The 23,789-nt window shown below is 72.1% G+C and carries 22 protein-coding genes and 1 pseudogene; 6 read left to right on the top strand and 17 right to left on the bottom strand.

Translation table 11 applies throughout. From position 1 onward, the window contains the following. Positions 1-59 precede the first annotated feature (59 nt). Positions 60-641 carry a VanZ family protein gene (locus TU30_RS06115; RefSeq protein WP_042165456.1) on the top strand — a complete coding sequence of 194 codons (582 nt, stop codon included), beginning with the start codon at positions 60-62 and terminating at the stop codon, positions 639-641. Positions 642-693: 52 nt separating this feature from the next. Then, positions 694-897 (top strand): PspC domain-containing protein, encoded by a 204-nt coding sequence (locus TU30_RS06110; protein WP_042165679.1) that lies wholly within the window; start codon positions 694-696, stop codon positions 895-897. A gap of 125 nt (positions 898-1,022) precedes the next feature. Here TU30_RS06110 and TU30_RS06105 read toward each other — a convergent pair whose 3' ends face one another. Both TU30_RS06105 and TU30_RS06100 read right to left on the bottom strand, forming a co-directional pair. Further along, positions 1,023-1,355, bottom strand: coding sequence for a hypothetical protein (locus TU30_RS06105; RefSeq protein ID WP_042165453.1), 333 nt, complete (start codon positions 1,353-1,355; stop codon positions 1,023-1,025). Positions 1,356-1,495: 140 nt separating this feature from the next. Next, entirely contained in the window at positions 1,496-2,653 is a 1,158-nt protein-coding gene (locus TU30_RS06100; protein WP_042165450.1) for an adenosine deaminase, read from the bottom strand. A gap of 113 nt (positions 2,654-2,766) precedes the next feature. On the opposite strand from TU30_RS06100, the gene TU30_RS06095 reads away from it, so the two are divergent. After that, positions 2,767-3,528, top strand: a complete 762-nt coding sequence (locus TU30_RS06095; RefSeq protein ID WP_042165447.1) for a dienelactone hydrolase — start codon at positions 2,767-2,769, stop codon at positions 3,526-3,528. 170 nt (positions 3,529-3,698) lie between these two features. Here the strand turns inward: TU30_RS06095 and TU30_RS06090 are convergent, their stop codons facing one another. Beyond that, positions 3,699-4,652 (bottom strand): LysR family transcriptional regulator, encoded by a 954-nt coding sequence (locus TU30_RS06090; protein WP_042165445.1) that lies wholly within the window; start codon positions 4,650-4,652, stop codon positions 3,699-3,701. A 63-nt stretch (positions 4,653-4,715) separates the two neighbouring features. On the opposite strand from TU30_RS06090, the gene TU30_RS06085 reads away from it, so the two are divergent. Next, positions 4,716-6,137: an MFS transporter gene (locus TU30_RS06085; RefSeq protein ID WP_069086983.1), complete on the top strand. Its 1,422-nt coding sequence runs from the start codon at positions 4,716-4,718 to the stop codon at positions 6,135-6,137. 131 nt (positions 6,138-6,268) lie between these two features. Further along, positions 6,269-7,282: pseudogene (locus TU30_RS06080) on the top strand (sigma-70 family RNA polymerase sigma factor); the annotation flags it as partial. On the opposite strand, the gene TU30_RS33730 reads toward TU30_RS06080, so the two are convergent. Further along, positions 7,169-7,558: an STAS domain-containing protein gene (locus tag TU30_RS33730; protein ID WP_078878147.1), complete on the bottom strand. Its 390-nt coding sequence runs from the start codon at positions 7,556-7,558 to the stop codon at positions 7,169-7,171. The pseudogene TU30_RS06080 and the gene TU30_RS33730 sit on opposite strands and share 114 nt — an antisense overlap. Before the next feature lie 175 nt (positions 7,559-7,733). On the opposite strand from TU30_RS33730, the gene TU30_RS06075 reads away from it, so the two are divergent. Continuing rightward, positions 7,734-8,642 carry an AEC family transporter gene (locus TU30_RS06075; RefSeq protein WP_042165441.1) on the top strand — a complete coding sequence of 303 codons (909 nt, stop codon included), beginning with the start codon at positions 7,734-7,736 and terminating at the stop codon, positions 8,640-8,642. Between the two features lies 1 nt (position 8,643). On the opposite strand, the gene TU30_RS06070 is transcribed toward TU30_RS06075, so the two are convergent. The 13 genes from TU30_RS06070 to TU30_RS06010 all read right to left on the bottom strand — a co-directional run. Further along, the gene (locus tag TU30_RS06070) at positions 8,644-9,210 is read right to left on the bottom strand and encodes a Uma2 family endonuclease (protein ID WP_042165438.1); all 567 of its coding nucleotides are present in this window, start codon (positions 9,208-9,210) and stop codon (positions 8,644-8,646) included. A 147-nt stretch (positions 9,211-9,357) separates the two neighbouring features. Beyond that, on the bottom strand, positions 9,358-10,635 hold the full coding sequence (locus tag TU30_RS06065) for a thymidine phosphorylase (RefSeq protein WP_176726245.1): 1,278 nt from the start codon (positions 10,633-10,635) through the stop codon (positions 9,358-9,360). Positions 10,636-10,900: 265 nt separating this feature from the next. Beyond that, positions 10,901-11,314 (bottom strand): cytidine deaminase, encoded by a 414-nt coding sequence (locus TU30_RS06060; protein ID WP_042165434.1) that lies wholly within the window; start codon positions 11,312-11,314, stop codon positions 10,901-10,903. Further along, complete coding sequence (locus TU30_RS06055) at positions 11,311-12,585, bottom strand: ABC transporter permease (protein WP_042165432.1); 1,275 nt, start codon at positions 12,583-12,585, stop codon at positions 11,311-11,313. The genes TU30_RS06060 and TU30_RS06055 overlap by 4 nt, the downstream gene beginning before the upstream one ends. Beyond that, positions 12,582-13,706: an ABC transporter permease gene (locus tag TU30_RS06050; protein WP_042165428.1), complete on the bottom strand. Its 1,125-nt coding sequence runs from the start codon at positions 13,704-13,706 to the stop codon at positions 12,582-12,584. Before TU30_RS06050 ends, TU30_RS06055 begins: the two co-directional genes overlap by 4 nt. Further along, entirely contained in the window at positions 13,706-15,316 is a 1,611-nt protein-coding gene (locus tag TU30_RS06045; protein ID WP_042165427.1) for an ABC transporter ATP-binding protein, read from the bottom strand. The genes TU30_RS06050 and TU30_RS06045 overlap by 1 nt, the downstream gene beginning before the upstream one ends. Positions 15,317-15,523: 207 nt before the next feature. Next, positions 15,524-16,576: a BMP family protein gene (locus TU30_RS06040; RefSeq protein WP_042165425.1), complete on the bottom strand. Its 1,053-nt coding sequence runs from the start codon at positions 16,574-16,576 to the stop codon at positions 15,524-15,526. Positions 16,577-16,885: 309 nt separating this feature from the next. Continuing rightward, entirely contained in the window at positions 16,886-17,566 is a 681-nt protein-coding gene (locus TU30_RS06035) for a class I SAM-dependent methyltransferase (protein ID WP_042165423.1), read from the bottom strand. A gap of 158 nt (positions 17,567-17,724) precedes the next feature. Then, positions 17,725-18,780, bottom strand: coding sequence for a BMP family protein (locus TU30_RS06030; RefSeq protein ID WP_042165421.1), 1,056 nt, complete (start codon positions 18,778-18,780; stop codon positions 17,725-17,727). Between the two features lie 342 nt (positions 18,781-19,122). Next, positions 19,123-20,382 (bottom strand): M20 family metallopeptidase, encoded by a 1,260-nt coding sequence (locus TU30_RS06025; protein WP_042165419.1) that lies wholly within the window; start codon positions 20,380-20,382, stop codon positions 19,123-19,125. A gap of 430 nt (positions 20,383-20,812) precedes the next feature. Beyond that, positions 20,813-21,886 (bottom strand): hypothetical protein, encoded by a 1,074-nt coding sequence (locus tag TU30_RS06020; protein WP_042165416.1) that lies wholly within the window; start codon positions 21,884-21,886, stop codon positions 20,813-20,815. A 60-nt stretch (positions 21,887-21,946) separates the two neighbouring features. After that, entirely contained in the window at positions 21,947-22,885 is a 939-nt protein-coding gene (locus tag TU30_RS06015) for an N-acetylneuraminate synthase family protein (RefSeq protein WP_042165413.1), read from the bottom strand. A 14-nt stretch (positions 22,886-22,899) separates the two neighbouring features. Next, the coding region (locus tag TU30_RS06010) for an HAD hydrolase family protein (protein ID WP_234307793.1) at positions 22,900-23,789 on the bottom strand (890 nt) is incomplete at its 5' end.

Genomic DNA, 23,789 nt, shown 5'->3' with positions numbered 1-23,789 from the left:
ACCCGACTGACGGGGTCCCGCGCGGAACCGATCCTGCCGGGGGCCGCGTCTAGGGGTTCGTGCAGCGTCAAGGCCCCGTCGGCGGCACCGCCGCGTTCCGTATCCGTGTGGCAGGAGGTCTCCTCCTGGCCGGGTATCTCGTGTTCGTCGCCTGGTGCACGCTGCGCCCTCTGCAGGTCCCCTGGGTGATGCCCGCCAATCTGCGCCCCTTCGACGGCCTCCGGGCGGATTTCGCGCTGGGCTGGGCGACGGGGGTCCGCCGGGTCGCCGAGGGGCTGGTGCTGTTCGCGCCGCTCGGTGTGCTGCTGCCGATGACGGGGGGCCGGCTGGCCGTCTCGCCGGTGGGTTCACTGATCCGCACCATGACCGCTGCGGCACTGCTGTCGCTGGGCATCGAGATGCTGCAGACCGGGGTGCCGGGACGGGTCGTGGACGTCGACGCGCTGATGCTGAACACCCTGGGCGCGGCCCTCGCCCATGCCGCCCTGGTGCCGGCGGGGCGTGCATGGCTGCGCCGCCGGGCCCTGCGCCGGGCCGGGACGAGGATCCGCGGGGAGGAGCCTGCTCAGGGTCGGACCCCGACGATTACCAGGGTGGGGATCGCCCCGTGGAGTGACGCTTTTCCCCCTTCGTCTCCGTAACGTGGGTACACGGGAAGAACAACCCGGCAGCACGACCACGAAGGAGTTCACGATGTCCCGCCTCGCCCGCCCCACCGACAACCGCGTGATCGGCGGCGTGTGTGCCGCGCTGGCCCGCCGCTTCGGCACCTCCCCGACCACGATGCGGGTCGTCTTCGTGGCCTCGTGCCTGCTCCCCGGCCCGCAGTTCCTGCTCTACATAGCGCTGTGGATCCTGTTCCCGTCCGAGGGCAGGGTTCGGACGAGCGCCTGGTGAGGCCTGCGGCCCCCGCGCCGCCCTCCCCGTGAGCACACCGATGGGGCGCCCCCCGGGTCCGGGGGGCGCCCCATCGGTCACGGGCCTGCCGGGGGCGGGCCCTGTGCGGAATGCTCCTGTGGACGTCAGCCGACGGGGAAGCCGTTGACGGAGCCCTGCAGCGGCAGGCCGCCGAGCAGACCGGCGACCGGCTGCGTCGGACCGTCGGCGAGCCGCTGCTCGACGACCGGCTGTGCGGCCGTCACGCCCGCACCTGCCGCCTGCAGACCGGTCTCCGCCGCCTGCTCCGTGCCCGGCAGCGCGGAGAGGTTCTCGGCCGGGAGGGCCTGGGTGGCGGTGTCCAGCGCGGGGAGGGCGTCCGGGACGGACGGGGCCGCGGTGGCGGCACCCGCACCGGCGGCGGCGAAGGCGGCACCGAGCGCGGCGACGCCGAGGGTCTTGGCAGCAGACTGCTTCATGAAGATGTGTCCTCGAAATGGAATACGGGGATGTGAGCGGTCCGGTGACCGTAATCAGACGGGGCCACCGGCCGCAAACAGCGGAATGCGGACGCAGGGTGAACACCGCCCGCGTGTCCGCTGTCCGAAAATTCCCCCGATCACTCTTCCGAGGTGGCAGAACGGCTGGTGGAGGCGGTCTGACGGAACAGCCATTCGGATTTCAGCTCGGCATAACCGGGCTTGATGACGTCATTGATCATGGCGAGTCGTTCGTCGAAAGGAATGAATGCCGATTTCATCGCATTGACGGAGAACCACTGCATGTCGTCGAGCGTGTAGCCGAACGCGTCGACCAGGTGCTCGAATTCCTGGCTCATGCTCGTGTGCGACATGAGCCTGTTGTCGGTGTTCACCGTGGCACGGAAATGCAGCCGGCGCAGCAGGCCGACGGGGTGCTCGGCGTACGAGGTCGCCGCCCCCGTCTGCAGGTTGGAGCTGGGGCACAGCTCCAACGGGATGCGCTTGTCCCGGACGTAGGAGGCGAGCCGGCCGAGCTCGACCGTGCCGTCGTCGCGCACCTGGATGTCGTCGATGATGCGCACCCCGTGCCCGAGCCGGTCGGCACCGCACCACTGCAGGGCCTGCCAGATGGACGGGAGCCCGAAGGCCTCTCCGGCGTGGATCGTGAAGTGGTTGTTCTCGCGCTTGAGGTACTCGAAGGCGTCGAGGTGCCGGGTGGGAGGGTAACCGGCCTCGGCGCCCGCGATGTCGAAGCCGACGACACCCAGGTCCCGGTAGCGGTTGGCGAGTTCGGCGATCTCCAGGGAGCGGGCCGCGTGCCGCATGGCGGTGAGCAGTGCGCCGACGCGGATGCGCCGGCCGTCCTGCCGGGCCCGCCGCTCCCCTTGCCGGAAGCCCTCGTTGACCGCTTCGACGACCTCCTCGAGGGCCAGCCCGCCCTCGAGGTGCTGCTCGGGCGCGTAGCGCACCTCGGCGTAGACGACGCCGTCCGCGGCCAGGTCCTCGGCGCACTCGGCGGCGACCCGTACCAGGGCGTCCCGGGTCTGCAGGACGCCGACGGTGTGCGAGAACGTCTCCAGGTACCGCTCCAGGGAACCGGAGTCGGCGGCCTCCCGGAACCAGAGGGCGAGCTTGTCCGGCTCGGTCTCGGGGAGTTGGGTGTAGCCCCCCTCGCGGGCCAGGTCGACGACGGTGCCGGGGCGCAGTCCGCCGTCGAGATGGTCGTGCAGCAGAACCTTGGGCGCCCGGCGGATCTGGTCCGCGACCGGGGTGTTCGCGGTGCTCTGGCTCGTCATCTCGGCACTCTAACGCCTACGCGCGTAGATCGCCCGGCGTGCGCATATGCCGATACCCAACGGTGACCGCACGGCAGGGTCCCGTACACCGTTGCTTCTGACACTGTTCTGTCATGGCACAGCAAGCGACGCCGGTTCGCGGGGCACGGCTGGGGAAGGCGCTCGGCCCGGAGCCGAAGGCGGTGAGCGGCGTGGTGCTGCTGCTGCCCGGCGGCGATCCGGTCTCCAGCCGCAGACCGTCCCCCCTGGTGGCGACCGCCTCCGTACGCGCTCTGGGACGCCGTCTCGGCCGCGCGGGCCGGGCCGATCAACTCGCCGTCCACGTCGTCCACTACCGCTACCGGGGCTGGAACGGCAGCGAGGCGCATCTCGCGCGGGACGCCATCTGGGCCGCCGGCGAGGCCGTGCGGCGCTACGGGGACGTTCCCGTGTGCCTGGCCGGCCTCGGCATGGGCGGCAGGGCGGCCCTGCGCGCGGGCGGGCACGAGGCCGTCGGCTCCGTGCTGGCGCTGGCCCCCTGGCTGCCCGAGGAGGATGTGGCCGCACCACCCGAACCGGTGAGGCAACTGGCCGGACGGCAGGTGCTGATCGTGCACGGCACGCACGACACCCGGACCGACCCCGAGCTGTCCTTCCGGCTGGCGGCGCGGGCGAAGAAGGCGAACCGGGACGTGTGCCGCTTCGAAGTGCACGCCGACGGGCACGGGTTGCACCAGTACCGGGACGAAGTGCTGGCGCTGTGCGAGGACTTCGTGATGGGGACGTTGTTCGGGCGGGCGCTGTCGCGTCCGGTGCGGGACGCGCTGGCGGCGCCTCCGCCACTGGGGCTGCGGATGCCGCTGGCCTCGGGGTTCGGTACGTCGTTACGGCGGTAGGCGGCCTCGGCCGTACGCACCGGCATGACGAGTGCCGGGCGGCCAGTGGTAGGCGGCAGACGCCGGGCACCGGGGGCAGACAGCAGGCACCAAGGGGCGGGCGGCAGACGCCGGGCGCCGGGCAGCAGACGGCAGACGCCGAGCGGCGGGCGGCAGGCGGCGGGGGGCGGTCAGTCCGGGAGCAGGTGGCCGCGCCGCGACAGCAGGAACTTCTTGAACGCCGACACCGGCAGGGTGTCCGGCCGCCCCGCCAGCCAGGCGACGCCGATCTCACGGGCCGCCCGCGGCGAGGTGACGGTCAGTTCCACCACACCGGGGCGGGGCACGGCCGGCGGGGGCAGCAGGGCGACGCCGAGCCCGGCCGCTACCAGGCCCCGCAGGGTCTCCGCCTCCTCGCCCTCGAAGGCGACCCGGGGCCGGAACCCGGCCTGGGCGCAGAGGTCGTCGGTGATGCGGCGCAGGCCGTAACCGGGTTCCAGGGTCACGAAGTTCTCGTCGGCGGCCTCGGAGAGGCGGATCCGGCGGCGGCCGGCGAGCCGGTGGTCGGCGGGGACGACCAGGCGCAGCTTCTGCTCGTCCAGGCGGCGGGCGACGAGGTCGGGGGCGTCCGGGACCGGTGAGGTCAGGCACAGGTCGAGCTCGCCCGCTCGGAGGCCTTCCAGCATGGCCTCGCCGTAGTTCTGGACGAGGCTGAAGCGGATGCGCGGATGGTCGGCGCGGAAGGCGTGCAGCAGGCCGGGCACGGTCTCGGCGCCCATGGTGTGCAGGAACCCGAAGGCGACCTTGCCGGTGGCCGGGTCCGCGTCGGCGCGCACCTCGTCGGCGGCCCGCCCGATCTCGGCGAGGGCCCGTTCCACGGAGGCGAGGAAGGTGCGGCCGGCGGGGGTGAGGGAGAGGGTCCGGCCGTGCCGGGCGAACAGGTCGACGCCCAGGTCCTGTTCGAGACGGGCGACGGACCGGGAGAGCGTGGACTGCGGTACCTGCAGCTCCTGCGCGGCACGGGTGACATGTTCCGTGCGGGCGACGCCGGCGAAGTGGACGAGGCGCGGCGCGAGCAGCGCGACGATGTCTTCTGTGTCACCGGACGGCGACAGCCGACCCGGTGACCTCTGCTGATGCCGCATGGGAACGATTATGACGATTCCGTGCATTGGACGGATGAGTGGGGCCGTCCATAGGTTCGACGCATGTCTCCCGCCAGTACCGGGGCGTCCGCCACCGTGGACGCCCGCACCTCCGTCACGTCCTCCGTCTCTCCCTCCGTCCTCCCCTCCTCCCCTCCCCCGAGCCCGCCGACCGCTCCGAGCCCGCCGACCGCGCCGGTTGCTCCGGGCGCGCCGGGCGGTGCCGACGCGCGTCTGTCCCCGGGCGGCCCCGGTTTCCGCCGGATGAGCTTCGCCCTGTTCCTGGCGGGTGTGGCGGCCTTCGCCCTGCTGTACTCCACGCAGGCCCTGCTGCCGCTGGTCTCCGGCGGCCTCGGGGTGAGCGCGGGCGAGGCGAGCTGGACGGTGGCGGCGGCCACCGGTGGTCTCGCGGTGTTCGTGCTGCCGATGAGCGCGCTGTCGGAGCGCTACGGACGCCGTACGGTCATGACGGCCTCGCTGGCCGTCGCGGTGACCGTCGGGCTGCTGGTCCCCTTCGCCCCGTCGCTGGGCTCCCTGGTGGCCCTGCGGGCGCTGCAGGGGGCGGCCCTGGCCGGGGTGCCCGCGTCGGCGGCCGCGTACCTGGCGGAGGAGGTCCGGCCGAAGGCCCTGGTGACCGCGATCGGGCTGTTCGTCGCGGGCAACAGCGTCGGCGGGATGAGCGGCCGGGTCATCACCGGCTGGGTGGCCCAGGAGTGGGGCTGGCGGGTCGCCGTCGGTGTGATCGGGGTGCTCTCGGTGGCGTGCGCGGTGGCGTTCCGGCTGCTGCTGCCGGCGCCGAAGCACTTCCGTCCGGGCTCGCTGCGCCCGCGCGTCCTGCTCGGCACGGTCCGCGACCATCTCGCGAACCCGCTGCTGCGGCGCCTGTACGCCATCGGCGCCCTGTTCATGACCGTGTTCGGCGGGGTCTACACCGTGATCGGCTACCGGCTGGCCGAGGCACCCTTCTCCCTCCCCCAGGGCATCGTCGGCTCGGTCTTCCTGGTGTACCTGGTCGGCACGGTGGCGGCGTCGGCGGCGGGCCGGCTGGTGGGCCGGCTCGGCCGCCGGGGCGCGCTGTACGCGGCGGGCGGCACCACGGCGGCGGGTCTGCTGCTGTCCCTGGCCGGCTCCCTGCCCCTGATCCTGCTGGGCCTGGTGCTGATCACCGGCGGTTTCTTCGCGGGTCACGCGGTCGCGTCCGCGGCGGTCGGGCGGACGGCCACCCAGGGCCGCGCCCAGGCGTCGGCGCTGTACCAGTCCGCCTACTACGTCGGCTCCAGCGCGGGCAGCACGGTCGGTGCGCTCGCCTTCCACTCGGGCGGCTGGGCCGGGACGGTGGGGGTCGGCCTGGTGGCGGTGGCCGGCGTCGTGACCATCACGGTGCTGGGCACCCGCGCGGCCCGGGTGGAGCGGCGCCGGCCCGCCCCGGCGCAGGGCGGGCCCGACGGGTTCGGAGCGGTTCCGCGGGCCGGTGGGCGGACGTAGCGGTTCCCCACCGGACCCGCCCCCGCCTGCACGTTCGTCGTCCCGGAGGGCCGTTGTCAGTGGGCTGCGGTAGCTTCCGAAGTGCTGGGTGCGAAGGCGCGCCACAGACAAGCCGCAGGGGTGGACGGACGATGACGAACGGCACGGCGACGACGACCGGTCTCGACGCCAGGCTCGAGGCGCACCGCGTCGAGCTGACCGGGTACTGCTACCGCATGCTCGGCTCCTCCTTCGACGCGGAGGACGCGGTGCAGGACACGATGGTCCGTGCCTGGCGCAGCTTCGACAGGTTCGAAGGCCGTTCCAGTCTGCGTTCCTGGCTGTACCGCATCGCGACCAACGTCTGCCTGGACATGCTGACGGCGGGCAACAAGCGGGCCCGCCCGATGGACCTGACGGAGTCGACGCCACTGGCCCGCGCGGCCCTCTCGCCCCGGCCGGACCACACCTGGCTGGAGCCGATGCCGGATTCCCGGATGCTGCCCGAGACCGCCGACCCGGCGGAGGCGGCGGTCGCCAAGGAGTCCGTGCGGCTCGCCTTCATGGCCGCCCTCCAACAGCTGCCGCCCAAGCAGCGGGCAGTGCTGGTGCTGCGCGAGGTGCTGGCCTGGAGGGCGAGCGAGGTGGCCGAGCTGCTCGGCACCTCGGTCGCGTCCGTCAACAGCGCGCTGCAGCGGGCGCGGGCGACGCTCGCGGAGAGCCGGCAGCCGGGCGCCGAGGCGTCCGTCTCGGACCCGTTGGACGAGCAGCAGCAGAAGCTCCTGGAGCGCTATGTGGCGGCGTTCGAGGGGTACGACATGTCGGCGCTGACGGCGTTGCTGCACGAGGACGCCATCATGACGATGCCGCCGTTCGACCTGTGGCTCACCGGCACCGGCGACATCACGGGCTTCATGACGACGCTGGGCGCCGCCTGTGCGGGCTCACGGCTGCTGCCGGTCCGGGTGAACGGCCTGCCCGGGTTCGCCCAGTACAAGCCGGACCCGGAGGCCGGCGGGTTCACGCCGTGGGCGGTCCAGGTGCTGGAGATCTCAGACGGCCGGATCACCGGGTTCCACTGCTTCCTCGACACCCGGCGCTGGTTCCCGCTCCTCGGGCTGCCCCTCCACCTCGAAGCCGAGGCCGACGAGGTCGAGCAGGGAGCACAGGGAGGGGTCGGGGTCGCGCAGCCGTATCCGGCCGCCGGTCCGGCGGGCCAGGAGCTGGAGGCGCGCCAGCAGGTTCACGGCGGCGAGCCCCGGCGGCCCCAGCCCTCCCACGTCGCAGACGACCACCCCGTCGGCCCCGCCGCCGTCCAGGAGCGCCCGCAGCGCGTCGCTCGGCCCGCTCACCCCGTCCGGGGTGACGGGGCCGCGCAGGACGAGTACCCGGGGTGTCATCGCATCCACGAGCGGTAGACCGGGCACGGGCGCGCAACTCATCGCGGTGGCCCTTCGTGGGACACCGCGCCGCGTCCCCGCTTCGTGATGCGGCGCAGTGGAGATCACATTGACCCGGGCGCGACCCGCCCCCGAGGGTTACCTGTATGCGCCACAGACCTTCCCCGCCCGCGGTCCCCGGTACCCGCAGTGCCCGCCACCCCGGCGAGGAGCCGTCGTGCAGGGGGTGCTGAGCGGCTTCGCGGTGATCGCGGTCGTCATCGGCGCCGGTTACCTGATCGGCCGTCGGGGGTACCTCGGCCGGCAGGGCCACGAGGTGCTGACGAAGCTCGCGTTCCACGTGGCGTCCCCGGCGCTGCTGTTCACGATCCTCGCCGAGGCCGACCTGTCGCTGGTCTTCTCCGGCCGGCTCCTGGTCACCGCGCTGAGCACGGCCGCGGTGGCCGGCGTCTTCGTGGCGGTGGGTGCCGCACACGGCTGGGGCGTGGGCCGCACCACCATCGGTGCCCTGTGCTCCAGTTACGTCAACTCCGGCAACCTGGGCATCCCGATCGCCGTGTACGTCCTCGGTGACGCCTCGCTCGTGGCACCGGTGCTGCTGTTCCAGCTCGTCGGGGTCACACCGGTCGCGCTGACGATCCTGGACCTGGCGACCGCCGGGGAGAAACAGCCCCTGGGGCGGCGGCTGCTCACACCACTGCGGAATCCGGTCGCGCTGGGCTCGCTGGCGGGGGTGGTGGTGTCGGCGAGCGGCATCGGGATCCCCGGCCCGGTCATGGACCCACTGACGTTGATCGGCAACATGGCCGTCCCGGCGGTCCTGCTCGCGTTCGGCATCTCGCTGCGCGGCAGCTCCCTGCCCCTGCGGGGCGGTGAACGCGGGACGGTGCTGCTCGCCGTGGCCCTGAAGTCGGTGGGCCAGCCGGCGGTCGCCTGGGTACTGGCGGTGACGGTCTTCGGCCTGCGCGGTGCCCAGCTGCTCGACGTGGTGGTGACGTCGGCGCTCCCGGCGGCGCAGAACATCTTCACCTACGCGAGCCGCTACCGCGTGGGCGAGACCCTGGCCCGCGAGGCGATCCTGCTGTCGGTCCCGGTGCTCGTGGTGGTGGCCGCGCTGCTGGGGTGAGTCAGTCGTCGGGGAACTCGCCGGTGTCGAGCGCGAGACCAAAGGGTTCCGGCAACTGGATCCGGTCACCGGACCTCCCCGCGTCCAGAACCCGACAGACATTCCTGTGCGGCTCGCCGTACAGCGTGATCGTGGGCCCTCCGGGAGCCCAGCCGTCGATGAGCAGGCAGAGCGGGACACCGGCCTGGGCATAGCCGGCAGCCTTCTTGATCCGGTCGTTGGCCGCGTTGGACTTGGAGGTGATCTCGACGACGGGTTCGGCGGCGGCCGCGGGGATGTGGTGGCCCGGCTCGGCCCGCAGAACCTGCCTGGGCGCGACCGCGAGGTCGGGGATGTAGAGGCCGATACGCGACGGAACCGCTGTTCCCAGGGTCTGGTAGATGCCCCGGTTCTCGGGAATGACCTCGTACAGGCTGCGGTGGACGAGGTCGGCGATGTCGTTGTGGGCGTTGGACGACGGCGGGGCCACGGCGACGATCCCTTCGATGATCTCCACCGTGCAGCCCTCGGGAGCGTCCGTCTCCTCCCAGATCCGGACGAGGCCGTCCCACTCGTGGCCGCTGGCCATGGAGTGGTCGACGGTGGGTGCGCTCGTGGCGGTTCTCCCATCGGTGCGTCACCGATCCCAGCATGCCGAACGGGGCCGGTGGCGGTCCACCGGCCCCGTTCACCCGATCGGGGCGTGTCCGACAGCGGCCTGCGGTCCGGGCCCGGGTCAGGCGATGCGTTCCCGTACCACCGGCGTCGCCGTGAACGGCGTGCCCGACGCCGCGATGTCGTAGGAGCCGGACACCGCGTCGAGGGCGTAGGCGAAGCGGTCCGGGGTGTCCGTGTGGAGGGTGAGCAGGGGCTGGCCCGCGGTGACGGTGTCGCCGGGCCTGGCGTGCAGTTCGACGCCCGCGCCCGCCTGCACCGGGTCCTCCTTGCGGGCCCGGCCCGCGCCGAGGCGCCAGGCGGCGACGCCGATGTCGTAGGCGTCCAGGCGGGTCAGGACGCCGGAGGCGGCCGCCGTCACCACGTGCTGTTCGCGCGCGGTCGGCAGGGGCGCGTCCGGGTCGCCGCCCTGGGCCGCGATCATGCGGCGCCAGACGTCCATCGCGGTGCCGTCGGCCAGGGCCTTCGCCGGGTCGGCGTCCTTGACGCCGGCGGCGTCGAGCATCTCGCGGGCCAGGGCGAGGGTCAGTTCCACGACGTCGGCGGGGCCGCCGCCCGCCAGGACCTCCACCGACTCGCGGACCTCGAGGGCGTTGCCGGCGGTCAGGCCGAGCGGGGTCGACATGTCGGTGAGCAGGGCGACCGTCTTCACGCCGTGGTCGGTGCCGAGGCCGACCATGGTGGACGCCAGTTCGCGGGCGTCCTCGATCGTCTTCATGAAGGCGCCGCTGCCGACCTTGACGTCCAGGACGAGCGAGCCGGTGCCCTCGGCGATCTTCTTCGACATGATCGAGGAGGCGATCAGCGGGATCGCCTCGACGGTGCCGGTCACGTCGCGCAGGGCGTAGAGCTTCTTGTCGGCGGGGGCGAGGCCGTCGCCGGCCGCGCAGATCACGGCGCCGACGCCGTCCAGGACGGACAGCATCTCCTCGTTGGACAGCAGCGCGCGCCAGCCGGGGATCGACTCCAGCTTGTCCAGGGTGCCTCCGGTGTGGCCGAGGCCCCTGCCGGACAGCTGCGGGACGGCCGCGCCGCAGGCGGCGACCAGCGGGGCGAGCGGCAGGGTGATCTTGTCGCCGACGCCGCCCGTGGAGTGCTTGTCGGCGGTGGGCCGGGACAGCGAGGAGAAGTCCATGCGCTCGCCGGAGGCGATCATCGCGGCGGTCCAGCGGGCGATCTCGCTCCGGTTCATGCCGTTGAGGAGGATCGCCATCGCGAGGGCCGACATCTGTTCGTCGGCGACCTCCCCGCGGGTGTACGCGTCGATCACCCAGTCGATCTGCTCGTCGCTGAGTTCGCCGCGGTCCCGCTTGGTGCGGATGACGGAGATGACGTCCATGGCCATGACTGGCGTTCCTTCCGGAGTGCGAAGGCCGCGGCCCCCCGGGACGCGGCCCCTCCGGTCGGGAGTGAGCCGCGGGGAGGGGCCGCTGCCGAGGTGCGGTGGGGCTGGGGCCCGGGGCGGAGGTGGCGTCGTCGCCCGGAGGGCGGCCGCGCGGCGCCATGGGGGGGGGAGCACGCACCGGGCGCCGCGCGGCAGGCGCCACGTCCACCACCGGCCCCGGGGGTGGCGAGGTTCCGCGGGTCCACCGGGCCCCGCGGAGCTACTGGGCGAGGTGCTCCGGGCCGAAGGCCTGGGGCAGCATCTCCGAGAGCGGCAGGACACCCGCCGGGGTGTCCAGGAGCAGTCCCGGGCCGCCGAACTCGTACAGCAGCTGCCGGCAGCGGCCGCACGGGACGAGGACGGCGCCCGTGCCGTCCACGCAGGTGAAGTGCGTGAGGCGGCCGCCGCCGGTGCGCTGCAGTTCCGAGACCAGTCCGCACTCGGCGCACAGGCTGAGCCCGTAGCTGGCGTTCTCGACGTTGCAGCCGGAGACCGTGCGCCCGTCGTCGACCAGGGCGGCGACACCGACCGGGTAGCCCGAGTAGGGGGCGTACGCGTGGGACATGGCCTCCCGCGCCACCGCGCGCAGCGCCTCCCAGTCGGTGTCCGCCGCGGCGGCCGGGGCCGGGGTCATCCGCCCTGGCCCTTCCGGTACGGCAGTCCGTTCGCCCTGGGCATGCGCAGCCGCTGCGCGGACAGGGCCAGGACCACGAGGGTGATGACGTACGGCGTGGCGGCGACGACCTGGTTGGGGACCTCGTTGGTGCCGGCGTACCAGGCGTAGACGAGGGCGCCGACGACCAGGGTGACGACCGCGGACACGTACTTCTTGCGGATCGCCAGCCAGATCGCGCCGATGACCAGCAGCAGCGCGCCGAGCAGCAGCAGGGCGTGCACGTTGGTGGAGCCGCCGCGCAGGTTGAGGCTGTCGGTGTAGCCGAAGAGTCCGGCGCCGATGGCGAGGCCGCCCGGCATCCAGTTGCCGAAGATCATCGCGGCGAGGCCGATGTAGCCGCGTCCGCTGACCTGGCCCTCCAGGTAGAAGGGGTTGGCGACGATGGAGAGGAAGGCGCCGCCGAGGCCGGCCAGACCGCCGGAGATGATCACGGCCAGGTACTTGTACTTGTAGACGTTGACGCCGAGGGACTCGGCGGCGACGGGGTTCTCGCCGCAGGAGCGCAGGCGCAGGCCGAAGGCGGTGCGCCAGAGGATCCACCAGGTGGCGGGGATGAGCGCGACGGCGATGAGGGTCAGCCAGGAGACGTTGGTGACCAGGCCGCCGAGCAGGCCGGCGACGTCGGAGACGAAGAACCAGCCCTTGGCGTTGAGGTCCCGCAGCGCGTCGGACAGCCCCGGCACGGTGAAGTGGCCGAGCGGTTCGATCGCCGGGGACTGCTTGGCCGAGCCGCCCTGGTGGCCTTCGAAGGCCAGCGGGGCGAGGTAGCGGGTGGCGCCGAGGGCGAGGATGTTGATGGCCACACCGGAGACGATGTGGTTGACGCGGAAGGTGACGGTGACGACGGCGTGCAGCAGTCCGCCGAGGCAGCCGCCGATGATGCCGACGAGGACGCCGGTCCACGGGCCCCACTGGAACCCGGCCCAGGCACCGAACCAGGTGCCGAGGATCAGCATGCCCTCGAGGCCGATGTTGACGACGCCCGCACGCTCGGCCCACAGGCCGCCGAGTCCGGCGAGGCCGATGGGAACGGCGAGCTGGAGGGCGGTGGACATCTGGCTGACGTTGGTGATGCCGTCCGCGCCGGTGACGAGGCGGACGAGCGAGACCAGGGCCAGGGCGCCGGCGATGACCAGCAGCAGCACGGGCCACGACATGCGGCGGCCGGTGGGCGCCGCATGTTGCAGCGAGGGCTGGTTGACGTCGGTCGCTGTGGTCGGAGCGGTCATCGGCCGGCCACCTCCTTCGTGGTGTTGTTGTCGGCGCCGAGGACGTGGCCCGCGGCGAGTTCCGCGCCGACCTGGCGCTGCTGGCGGCGCAGACCCCACTCACGGACGGCCTCGTAGGAGACGACGACCGAGAGGACGATCAGGCCCTGCATGATGACCGCGATCTCCTTGTCGTAGCCGTGGAAGTCCAGCTCGGGCGAGGCCTTGTCGAGCCAGGCCCACAGGAGGGCGGCGAAGGCGATGCCCACGGGGCTGTTGCGGCCCAGGAGGGCGATGCCGATGCCGAGGAAGCCGATACCGGTGGGGAAGTTCAGGTTGTACGTGTGGGAGTCGCCGAGCAGGATCGGCAGGCCCGCGAGGCCGGCGAGGCCGCCGGAGATCAGCATGGCGCTGAGGACCATGCGCCTGGGGTCGACCCCGCTGGCCGCGGCGGCGGTCGTGGAGGCGCCGGAGGCGCGCAGGTCGAAGCCGAAGCGGGTGCGGTTGAGAACGACCCAGTAGCCGATGCCGAGCAGCGCGGCGAGGACGATCAGACCGTAGATCTCCCCGGCCTCGCCCAGGTCGATGCCGGGGACCCAGCCGGACTCGTGCATCTCGCCGGTGGTGCTGTTGTTGCCGACCTTGACGCCGAAGACGTCCGGCTTCCACATGTAGACGATGAGCGACGTCGCGATCGCGTTGAGCATGATCGTGGCGACGACCTCGCTGACCCCGCGGGTGACCTTGAGGACACCGGCGATGCCGGACCAGAAGGCGCCGGTGAACACGGCGGTGAGGAGCAGCAGCGGGATCTGCAGCACGGCCGGCAGGTTCATGTGGGTGCCGACGACGGCGGCCATGAAGGCACCGAGCTGGTACTGGCCGTCGACCCCGATGTTGAAGAGGTTCATCCGGAAGCCGATGGCCACCGCGAGGGCGGCGATGTAGTACATCGACGCCTGGTTGACGATCAGGACCTGGATGTCGGAGAACGTCGCCTGCTCGAACATCAGGGCGAACGGCTCGACGGGGTTCTTGCCCGAGGCGAGCAGCACGATCGCGCTGAGCGCGAAGGCCACGGCGAGCGCGATGACCGGTCCGGCCACCGCGAGGAGCACGCGCTCCTTGTCGAACTTCTTCATCAGCGGGCCTCGTCTTCCGGAGACTCGGGGGCACCGGCCGCGGTGCCGGGGGTGTCCGCCCCGGTCTTTCGGGCGTCGGCCGGGGTCTCGGGGGTCTCTTCGTGTTCGAGGTGTCCGGCGGCGGCACCGGTCATGGCGGTACCGAGCTCCTCGGGGGTGATGGTGGCGGGGTCGGCGTCCGCGACGAGCCTGCCGTCGTAGATCACCCGCAGGGTGTCGGAGAGGCCGATCAGCTCGTCCAGGTCGGCGGAGATCAGCAGGACGGCGAGGCCCTCGTGGCGCGCCTGACGGATGTGGTCCCAGATCGCGGCCTGCGCGCCGACGTCCACACCGCGGGTGGGATGGGAGGCGATCAGGAGGCGGGGCCGGTGGCTCATCTCGCGGCCGACGATCAGCTTCTGCTGGTTGCCGCCGGACAGGGACGCGGCGGTGACGTCGATGCCGGGGGTGCGCACGTCGTACTTCTCGACGATGCGGCGGGTGTCCTCCTGGGCCGCCTTCGGGTCCAGCCACACACCCTTGGCGTTGGGCTTCTCGGTGACGTGGCCGAGGATGCGGTTCTCCCAGAGGGGGGCCTCCAGGAGCAGGCCGTGGCGGTGGCGGTCCTCGGGGATGTACCCGATGCCCTCCTCGCGGCGCCTGCGGGTGGCCCAGCCGGTGATCTCCTCGTCGGCCAGCCGGATGGTGCCGGAGTCGGCGTGCCGCAGGCCGATGAGCGCGTCGACCAGTTCGGTCTGGCCGTTGCCCTCGACGCCGGCGATGCCGAGGACCTCGCCCGCGTGGATGGTGAAGCTGATGTCGTCGAGCAGGGCCTTGCCGCCGGGGGCCGCCAGGCGGAGCTTGTCGACGGTGAGCACCGCGCGGTCGGTGACCGTGGACTCGGCGGTCTCGGGCGTGGGCAGTTCGCTGCCGACCATCATCTCGGCGAGCCGGCGCGGGGTGGTCTCGGCGGGAACGGCGGTGCCCACGGTGGTGCCCCGGCGGATGACGGTGATGTCGTCGGCGACCGAGAGGACCTCGCCCAGCTTGTGGGAGATGAAGATGACCGACAGGCCCTCCGCCTTGAGCTCGCGCAGGTTGTCGAAGAGCGCGTCGACCTCCTGCGGGACGAGGACGGCGGTGGGCTCGTCGAGGATCAGCGTGGTCGCGCCGCGGTAGAGGACCTTGAGGATCTCCACGCGCTGGCGGGCGGCGACACCGAGCTCCTCGACCAGCAGGTCGGGGCGCACGCCGAGGCCGTAGCGCTCGGAGATCTCCTTGATCCTGCGGCGGGCCTTCGCGCCGATGCCGTGGAGCCTCTCGCTGCCGAGCACCACGTTCTCGAGGACCGTGAGGTTGTCGGCGAGCATGAAGTGCTGGTGGACCATGCCGATGCCGCGGGCGATGGCGTCGGCCGGCGAGGAGAAGGAGACCGTCTCGCCGTGGATCGCGATGGTTCCCTCGTCCGGCTTCTGCATGCCGTAGAGGATCTTCATCAGCGTCGACTTGCCGGCCCCGTTCTCGCCGACGAGGGCGTGCACGGTGCCCCTGCGGACCGTGAGGCGGATGTCGTGGTTGGCCACGACACCCGGGAATCGCTTCGTGATCCCGGCGAGTTCGACGGCGGTCACCGATTCGTTGACCGCCGCTCCGGCCGGAGGGCTGCTGGACGCGTTGATGGCGCACTCCTGGGGACGGGGGTCGTCTACGCGCGTAGCGCCCCTACGGCATCGAACGGGGTCGCGCACCCCGCTCGACGGGGTGCGGGGAGCCTACTCCCCGCACCCCGTCGAGCGGTCACAACCCCACGGTTTACACGCTGTTCGGGTCCTGCGTGATCAGCTGGACTCGACCTCGATCTCGCCGCTGATGATCTTCTTCTTGGCCGTCTCGATGACGTCCTGGAGCTCGTCGTTGTCCGCGAACACGGGGTTCGAGTTCGACAGGCTCACCTCACCCGACGCCAGATCGCCCCTGAGGATACCGGTGCTCGGAGACTTGTCCTCGACCGACTGCGCCAGCTTGTAGACCGACTTGGCGACGTCCTTCATCGCCGAGGTGAGGATCGAGTCCTTGTACTTCGCCAGCGCCTCCTGCGCGTACTGGTCGGAGTCCACGCCGATCGCCCAGACCTTGTTGGCGGCCGCGGCCTCGATGGCACCCTGGCCGGACAGACCGGCCGCCGTGTAGACGACGTCGGCCTTCTTCTCGATCTGGCCCTCGGCGGCGGCCTTGCCCTTGTCGGGGCTGGAGAAGCCACCCTCCTCCGCCGTCTGCGTCAGGAACTGCGAGATGACCTTGACGTCCGGGTCGGTGTCCTTGACGCCCTGCTCGAAGCCGGCCCGGAACTTGTGGATCAGCGGGATGTCCACGCCGCCGATGAAGCCCACGACGTCGGTCTTGGTGGTCTCCGCGGCGGCGACACCGGCCAGGTAGGAGGCCTGCTCCTCGGAGAAGACCAGGTCGGCCACGTTGTCCATCTCGACCGTGGCGTCGTCGACGATGCCGAAGGTCGTGTCCGGGTACTTCTCGGCGGCGCCCTTCACGGCGGCGGCGTAGGCGTAGCCGACACCGATGACGGGGTCGTAGCCCTGCTTGGCCAGCGAGGCCAGCCGCTGCTCCTTGTCCGCGTCGGTCTCACCGTCGGTGGGCTCGACGTCGGCGGTCTTGTAGCCGTACTCCTTCTCCGCCCGCTGCAGGCCGGCGAAGGCGGCGTCGTTGAAGGACTGGTCACCCCTGCCGCCGACGTCGTACGCGATGGCCAGCCCCTTGTCCTCGGCGGACTCGGACGAGCTGGAGGAGGAGGTAGAGGTGCCACCGCAGGCGGCGAGCGCGAGTGCCAGAGAGGCGGTCGCCGCGCCTGCGGCCGTGATCCGGGAAATCCGGCGCATGTGTGGTGCTCCTTCGTACAAGCGCCGGAGGTTCGGGGGACGGCGCTGGCTTCGCCGCAGATTAACGCGCGTAGACAGTCCCGGAAAACCCTTCTGTCCACCTTGTTATGCGGCCGTGGCCTACCCGGGCCCTACCGCGAGCAGGCCGTCGCCGATCGCGAACGGATCGTGGCACTGGGTGACATTCGGGCGATGTGCGGGCGAGGTACGGCGTGAGGTGACAAGCACCGTGACATCCGACACGTGCCCGATGCCCGGCGTACGCCGGGCATCGGAGCGGGTTGCCGGGCCCGCTGCGGGCGGAGGGGTTCAGCGCAGCCGGCGCACGCGCAGCACCAGGTCGTCGGTGTGGTGCGCGCCGGCACCGCCGTCGGGTGCCACGCGGGGCCGCTGCTCGTCCACCTCCACCTCCCAGTCCTCGCCGAGCAGGGCGGCGACCATCGAGGGCCAGACGTAGTCGGCCGGGTCGAAGCCGATTTCGCCCTCCTGCCGGGTGTCCACCCCCGCGTGGTGGACGAGCAGCAGCACGCCGCCGGGTGCGACGGCCGCGAGCAGCGCTCGCTCGGCTGCGGCGCCGGGGGTGCGCAGCAGGGCGGGGTACTGGGCGGAGACCAGGTCGAAGGAGGCCGGCGGGAGGGCCGCCTCCGTCAGTGAGGCGTGAACCCATCGAACGGCGAGGCCGGCGTCCCGCGCGTGCCCGGCCGCCCGTTCCAGCGCCACGCCCGAGACCTCGAGCGCGGTCACGTCCCAGCCGCGGCGCGCGAGCCAGAGGGCGTCCGCTCCCTCCCCGCAGCCGACGTCGAGCACCCGCCCGGGGGTGAGCCCGGCGGCCTCGGCCACCAGCGCGCCGTTGGGCCGGCCGCTCCACAGCTGCTGCCGGTCGGCGTACCGGCTGTCCCACTCCGCCCTGACCGCGGGGTCTCCGGCGTATCCGTCGGCGGGGAAGGACGTGTCGAACGCGGGCGGGCCTGCTGCGATGTCGTCGTTCATCGGCCCACCGTCGCCCCACACGTGCCGGACACGCCACTTCTGTTGCCGGTCCGGCAAAACGGCGCCCGAGAGGAACGGACCACGGGCGGGCACCCGCTCGGGTGCCCGCCCGTGGTCGTCACCGCGGCGGCGCGGTACCGCGCCGCTCCCCTGCCGCGCTACTCCGTCCTGACAGTGATGGAGCCGTCGACGATGCCTTCCTCGGCCTCGGCCACGGCGTCCGTCAGACCCTCGATCTCGGCCATCTTCGGGTTGCTGTCGGAGAGGCCGACCCCGTCCACCTTCAGGTCGAAGACCTGGGTGCCGGTCAGCGGCTCGCCGTCCTGGACGGACTTGGCCAGCGTGTACACCGCACCGCCGACGTCCTTGAGGGCGGAGGTGAGGATGAAGTCCTTGTAGCCGGCGAGGGCTTCCTGCTGGTACTGGTCGGAGTCGACGCCGATCGCCCAGACCTTCGCCTTGGCGGCGGCCTCGATCACGCCCTGACCGGAGAGACCGGCCGCCTGGTAGACGACGTCGGCCTTCTTCTCGATCTGGCCCTCGGCGGCGGCCTTGCCCTTGTCGGGGCTGGAGAAGCCGCCCTCCTCCGCCGTCTGCGTCAGGTACTGGGAGACGACCTTGACCTTCGGGTCGGTCGCCTGCACGCCCTGCTCGAAGCCGGCCTCGAACTTGTGGATCAGCGGGATGTCGACACCGCCCACGAAGCCGACCGTGTTCGTCTCGGTCGCCTTGGCGGCGGCGACACCGGCGAGGTAGGACGCCTGCTCCTCGGCGAAGACGAGGGAGGCGACGTTCTCGCCCTCGACCACGGAGTCGACGATGCCGAAGGTGGTGTCCGGGTACTTCTCGGCCACGGCCGTCATCGCCGGGCCGTAGGCGAAGCCGACACCGATCACGGGGTTGTAGCCCTGCTTGGCGAGCGACGAGAGGCGCTGTTCCTTGTCCGCATCGGTCTCGCCCTCGGTGGGCTCGATGTCGGCGGTCTTGTAGTCGAACTCCTTCTGCGCCTTCTGCAGACCCGCGTACGCGGCGTCGTTGAAGGACTGGTCGCCCTTGCCGCCGATGTCGTAGGCGATGGCGAGACCGAGGTCGTCCTTCGCGGAGCTCTCTGAACTGTCACCGCTCTCGCTGCTGGTACCGCCGCAGGCCGTGGCGGCGAGTGCGAGCGACGCGACCCCCACCGCGGCGCGAGTCAGTCTGGACATCCGACGCATCTGACGCTCCCCATTCTCCAAGGCCCCGCAGCGGGCGCTCGGTTCGGCGCACATTAACGCGCGTAGACACTCCTGGGAACGGGGTACTGCCGTGCCGTTATCCATTCGTGCCGATGGCCGGTTACACCCTGGTGAAGCAGAGGGCCGTAGGGGATCGAAGGGGGCGGAAACGGTCGGCCGGAGCGGCGCGCGGCGGGACGCCACGCGCACCACGCTCCCCCTCCTCCGCCCGCGACGCAAGTGGAACGGCGGAGCGGGAACAGAGGGGGGCCGGAGGGGCGGGAGAGGCCCGGCAGCCGGCGGGAGCCGACCGAGGCCGGCTCCCCCGCACCGCCGGTGCTCTCAGCGCAGGTCGTCCAGCAGGGCGGCGGCGGTGAAGAGCTCGACGCCCACGGTGATGGCGTGCTCGTCGACGTCGAAGTCGCCCTGGTGCAGGTCGCGGATGGTGCGCTCGCCCGGGGGCCGGACCCCGAGGCGGGCCATGGCTCCGGGAACGTGCTCCAGGTACCAGGAGAAGTCCTCGCCGCCGAGGCTCTGTTCGGTGTTCTCCACGGACTCCGGGCCGCGCCGGGCGATCATGGCGTCCCGCAGGAGCTCGATGGCACCGGCCTCGTTGACGACCGGCGGGACTCCGCGCACGTAGTTGATCTCCGACTTGGCGCGGTGCAGATTGGCCACCTCGTCGATGGCGGCGACCACGACGTCCGGGGCCAGCCGCCAGGTCTCCAGGTCGAGACAGCGCACGGTGCCGGAGATCTCGGCGTGCTGCGGGATGACGTTGGGCGCGTGGCCGGACTCGATCCTGCCCCAGGTGATGGCGAGACCGCTACGGCTGTCGACCCGCCGGCCCACCAGCGCGGGCACGTCGGTGACGACCCGGGCGGCGGCGGTGACCAGGTCCGTGGTCAGGTGCGGCCGGGCGGTGTGGCCGCCGGGTCCGTCGAGGGCGATCTCCAGCCGGTCGCAGGCGGAGGTGATGGGACCCTCGCGCAGCCCGATCCTCCCGGCGTCGACCCGGGGATCGCAGTGCACGGCGACGATCCGCCCGATCCCGTCCAGCGCGCCGTCCAGGATGGCGTCGGCGGCACCGCCGGGCAGCACCTCCTCGGCGGGCTGGAAGATCAGCCGCACCGGCCGGGGCAGCAGGCCCTGGCGGTGCAGCTCGGCGAGGACGAGTCCGGTGCCGAGCACGACGGTGGTGTGCACGTCGTGGCCGCAGGCGTGCGCGCGGTCGGGCACGGTGGAGCGGTACGGGCACCCGGTCTTCATGTCGGGGATGGGCAGCCCGTCGATGTCGGCCCGCAGCGCGAGCATGCCGGCGCCGGGGACGGCACCGGTGCCGGTGCTCGCGATGCCGCTGCCGCCGTCCCTCACCCCGATGTCACAGATGAGGCCGGTTCCGCCGGAGAGCACGCGCGGCGCGAGACCGGCCCGCTCCAGCCGCTCCTTGATCGCGGCGGTTGTACGGAACTCCTGGTTGCCCAGCTCGGGGTGCATGTGCAGGTCGCGACGGAAGGCGACGAGCTCGGCGCGCAGGGCCTCGGGGAGCGTGCCCGGAAGCACGGCCCCTCCGGGCAGATCGATCTCGGACTCCAGTGACATCAGTTGCTTCACCCTTTGAAGGGTAGGCCGCCGGGCCCTCCGACCGACCCCTGATCAAGAAAATTCAGCCCGTCAGTGGAAGAAAAACGGCGATGCCACGCTTAGCCGCACTCCGCGGTGGGTAGACTCCCCGCCCTCATACGCGGGGGAGCCTCCACGGACCACCGGAACGTACCGTCGCTCGAACGGCCGTTTCCGGCACCCGCACCGCACTCCACCTCTCCTCGGTGTACCACGCATCGCCCGGGTCACGCGGACCGGTTCACCTGCCGGACACGGCACCCCGCCGTCCACGGGTCCACACCCGCCACCCACGCACCCGGGTGAAAACCCCTCCGGCGCCCCGGGTTGCGCCGAAGGGGTGCGGGGCCGTGCGCGCCGAACCGCCGGAGTCCCTCCGGGCCCGCCCGTGCCCCGTACGCCGCCCTCCTCAGAAGGCCGGCGCCACCGAAACCGCTGCCAGGCGGTGGGCGTCCCGGGCCGTGCCCGTCACGTTGGAGAGGAAGCCCTGGGCCCGGGGGGAGGCGTGGTCGGTCAGCCAGGCCGGGTTGATGTCGCAGACCGCGACACGGACCTCCGTACCGGAGAGGGCCAGGGGGAGGGTGTGGACGACGGTCGACGGGAAGCTGAGGACCGTACGGCCGATGGGGCCCCGGCGGGCGATCAGTTCGAGGGGGAGTTCGGGCCGGACGATCTCCAGGCCCGTCTCGACCGCGAGGCGGTGGAGTTTTTCGGCGCTCTCGCGGCGGTGGGCGAAGTAGCGGGTCGCGCCGTGGGCCCTGGTGAGGGAGCGGACGGCGTCGAGGTAGGCGTCGGCGTCCACCACACCGGTTTCCACGAGGGACGTGCCGACCATGTCGGCGGTCCTGGTGATGGTGGGCGGGCCGAACCGTTCCCGGGTCCAGACGAAGGAGTTGGCGCTGACGGTGACACCGGCCGGGATGTCGTCGACCGGCATCGAGGAGAAGACCTCCACCCGGCGTCCGCCGCCCGGGGTGAGCCTGCGGCGGGCGATGCCGGAGACCGGGGCGAGGAGCAGGTCGCGGGGGCCGCGACGGCCGCCCTTGCGGTGCCAGCGGACCAGGCGTTCGCCGCGCGCGAGCTGGCCGACGAACTCCATGGTCGCCGTGCCGTCGTCGACGACGACGAGGTCGCGGGCGCTGGTGATCGCCAGCATGAGCTGTACGTACCGCGAGAAGGGGTCGCCGAGGACGACCCGGGTGGCGTGGCGCAGCGGGCCCGCCAGGCCGCCTACGGTCTGGAAGGGCGCGCCCGCTCCGCCGCGCGCCTCCTCCCAGCGGACCTCGTGGCCCTCCTGGCGGGCGAGTTCGGACATGCGGCGCAACTGGCCGCGGGTCATGGGGTCGACGGGGGACAGCACCACGAGGGTGAGCCCCACGCCGGGTGCGTGCGCGTGCGCCCACTCCAGCACGTTCAGCAGTTGTACCGGGCTCTCGACGAAGGCGAGAGTGTGGGAGCCGGCGTTCCCGGCGCGAGGGCTCATCGACGTACGACCGTTCCCGTCGTCAGGGGATGGTGAGAGGGAGAGGGAGAGGGAGGAGGGTCAGACGGTCAGCGGCTCGCCGGCCGCGTCGGCGATCTCCGCCTCGGCGACGACACCGGGCACCCGGCGCAGCTTCTTCATCGGGCCCAGCTCGGACTCGTAGACCTTCTTGACGCCGTCACCGAGGGACTCCTCGATGGTGCGGATGTCGCGGACCAGGCGGGTGAGGCCCTGCGGCTCGACCGACGCGGCCTGGTCGGAGCCCCACATGGCGCGGTCCAGGGTGATGTGGCGCTCGACGAAGGTGGCGCCGAGGGCGACGGCGGCCAGCGTGGTCTGCAGGCCGGTCTCGTGGCCGGAGTAGCCGATCGGGACGTTCGGGTACTCCTGCTGGAGGGTGTTGATCACGCGGAGGTTCAGCTCCTCGGCCTTGGCCGGGTAGGTGGACGTCGCGTGGCAGAGCAGGATGTTGTCGCTGCCCAGGACCTCGACCGCGTGGCGGATCTGCTTCGGGGTGGACATGCCGGTGGAGAGGATGACCGTGCGGCCGGTGGCGCGCAGGGCGCGCAGCAGCTCGTCGTCGGTGAGGGAGGCGGAGGCGACCTTGTGGGCGGGGACGTCGAACTTCTCCAGGAAGGCGACGGCCTCGGTGTCCCACGGGGAGGCGAACCAGGCGATGTTCTTGGACGTGCAGTACTCGTCGATCCGGCGGTACTCGTCCTCACCGAACTCCACGCGGTGGCGGTAGTCGATGTAGGTCATGCGGCCCCAGGGGGTGTCGCGCTCGATGTCCCACTGGTCGCGCGGGGTGCAGATCTCGGGCGTGCGCTTCTGGAACTTGACGGCGTCGCAGCCGGCCTCGGCGGCGGCGTCGATCAGCTTGAACGCGTTCTCGAGCTCGCCGTTGTGGTTGATGCCGATCTCGCCGGTGATGTACACCGGGCGGCCGGGGCCGGCTTCGCGGGTACCGAAGGTGCGGATGCGGGAGTTGACGCTCATGACCTGGGGTTTCCTTACTTGGGGAGGGAATCGAGAGAGGGGCCGAGGATCCAGCTGGCGATCTCCCGGATCGCGCCGTCGCCACCGGGGACGGTGGTGACCGCGCGTGCGGCGCCGCGTACGACGTCGTGGGCGCTCGCGACCGCCACGGGCCAGCCCACGAGGGCGAAGCACGGGAGGTCATTGACGTCGTTGCCGACGTAGAGCACGCGCTCGGGCGCGATGCCCTGTTCCCCGCACCACTGCTTCAGTGCGAGGTCCTTGCGGTCGATGCCGTGCAGCACGGGGATCTTGAGCTTGTGTGCGCGGGCGGCGACGACCGTGTTCTTCTCCGTGGACAGGACGAGCATCTTCAGTCCGCTCCTGCGCAGAGCGGCGATGCCGAGTCCGTCGCCGCGGTGCACGGAGACGAATTCCTGTCCGCCGGCGTCGATCAGCACCCTGTCGTCGGTCTGGGTGCCGTCGAAGTCGAGGACGACCGCGTCGATGTCGTCGGCGGTCGGGAGGGCGCCGGGGCGGTCCGCGTCGAAGAGCGGGGCCAGGGCGCGGGCGCGGGCGAGGTCGTGCGGGTCGTCGATCTCCAGGACCCGCGCGGGGTCGGTGCGGACGAGTTCGGTCCGGCCGAAGAAGCGGTGCCGGTGCTCGCGGAAGCCGGCCGCGTCCATCGCGTAGGCGGCGCCGGTCTCCAGGAGGTCCTGGGGGCGGTCCTGGCGGCGGGGGCGGAAGGACTTGTCGTGGTTGACGCCGTAGCCGCCGCTGGGGGCGTCCGCCCGGGGGGCCGCCTGGCTGTCCGTCGGCGCCGCGTCCGGAGGTGCCCCGCCCGTCGTTACCGCGCCCGTCGACGCCGCGTCGGTCGTTGCCGCGCCCGCCGGCTCCGCGCCCGCCGGTGCCACGCCCGTCGGCT

The sequence above is a fragment of the Streptomyces sp. NBRC 110035 genome (assembly GCF_000829695.1).
Classification (GTDB): Bacteria; Actinomycetota; Actinomycetes; order Streptomycetales; family Streptomycetaceae; genus Streptomyces.
The sequence above is the reverse complement of the archived record's forward strand: the minus strand, read 5'-3'. Positions and strand labels throughout refer to the sequence as shown.

What these genes read in the sequence shown, in the direction of transcription:
- TU30_RS06035 (WP_042165423.1), bottom strand. Translation starts at nt 17,566, where the DNA reads ATGAACGACGACATCGCAGCAGGCCCGCCCGCGTTCGACACGTCCTTC.
- TU30_RS06050 (WP_042165428.1), bottom strand. Translation starts at nt 13,706, where the DNA reads ATGAAGAAGTTCGACAAGGAGCGCGTGCTCCTCGCGGTGGCCGGACCG.
- TU30_RS06100 (WP_042165450.1), bottom strand. Translation starts at nt 2,653, where the DNA reads ATGACGAGCCAGAGCACCGCGAACACCCCGGTCGCGGACCAGATCCGC.
- TU30_RS06015 (WP_042165413.1), bottom strand. Translation starts at nt 22,885, where the DNA reads ATGAGCGTCAACTCCCGCATCCGCACCTTCGGTACCCGCGAAGCCGGC.
- TU30_RS06020 (WP_042165416.1), bottom strand. Translation starts at nt 21,886, where the DNA reads ATGAGCCCTCGCGCCGGGAACGCCGGCTCCCACACTCTCGCCTTCGTC.
- TU30_RS06025 (WP_042165419.1), bottom strand. Translation starts at nt 20,382, where the DNA reads ATGTCACTGGAGTCCGAGATCGATCTGCCCGGAGGGGCCGTGCTTCCG.
- TU30_RS06070 (WP_042165438.1), bottom strand. Translation starts at nt 9,210, where the DNA reads ATGGCCAGCGGCCACGAGTGGGACGGCCTCGTCCGGATCTGGGAGGAG.
- TU30_RS06110 (WP_042165679.1), top strand. Translation starts at nt 694, where the DNA reads ATGTCCCGCCTCGCCCGCCCCACCGACAACCGCGTGATCGGCGGCGTG.
- TU30_RS06085 (WP_069086983.1), top strand. Translation starts at nt 4,716, where the DNA reads ATGTCTCCCGCCAGTACCGGGGCGTCCGCCACCGTGGACGCCCGCACC.
- TU30_RS06040 (WP_042165425.1), bottom strand. Translation starts at nt 16,576, where the DNA reads ATGCGCCGGATTTCCCGGATCACGGCCGCAGGCGCGGCGACCGCCTCT.
- TU30_RS06030 (WP_042165421.1), bottom strand. Translation starts at nt 18,780, where the DNA reads ATGCGTCGGATGTCCAGACTGACTCGCGCCGCGGTGGGGGTCGCGTCG.
- TU30_RS06095 (WP_042165447.1), top strand. Translation starts at nt 2,767, where the DNA reads ATGGCACAGCAAGCGACGCCGGTTCGCGGGGCACGGCTGGGGAAGGCG.
- TU30_RS06105 (WP_042165453.1), bottom strand. Translation starts at nt 1,355, where the DNA reads ATGAAGCAGTCTGCTGCCAAGACCCTCGGCGTCGCCGCGCTCGGTGCC.
- TU30_RS06055 (WP_042165432.1), bottom strand. Translation starts at nt 12,585, where the DNA reads ATGACCGCTCCGACCACAGCGACCGACGTCAACCAGCCCTCGCTGCAA.
- TU30_RS06065 (WP_176726245.1), bottom strand. Translation starts at nt 10,635, where the DNA reads ATGGACGTCATCTCCGTCATCCGCACCAAGCGGGACCGCGGCGAACTC.
- TU30_RS06090 (WP_042165445.1), bottom strand. Translation starts at nt 4,652, where the DNA reads ATGCGGCATCAGCAGAGGTCACCGGGTCGGCTGTCGCCGTCCGGTGAC.
- TU30_RS33730 (WP_078878147.1), bottom strand. Translation starts at nt 7,558, where the DNA reads ATGAGTTGCGCGCCCGTGCCCGGTCTACCGCTCGTGGATGCGATGACA.
- TU30_RS06060 (WP_042165434.1), bottom strand. Translation starts at nt 11,314, where the DNA reads ATGACCCCGGCCCCGGCCGCCGCGGCGGACACCGACTGGGAGGCGCTG.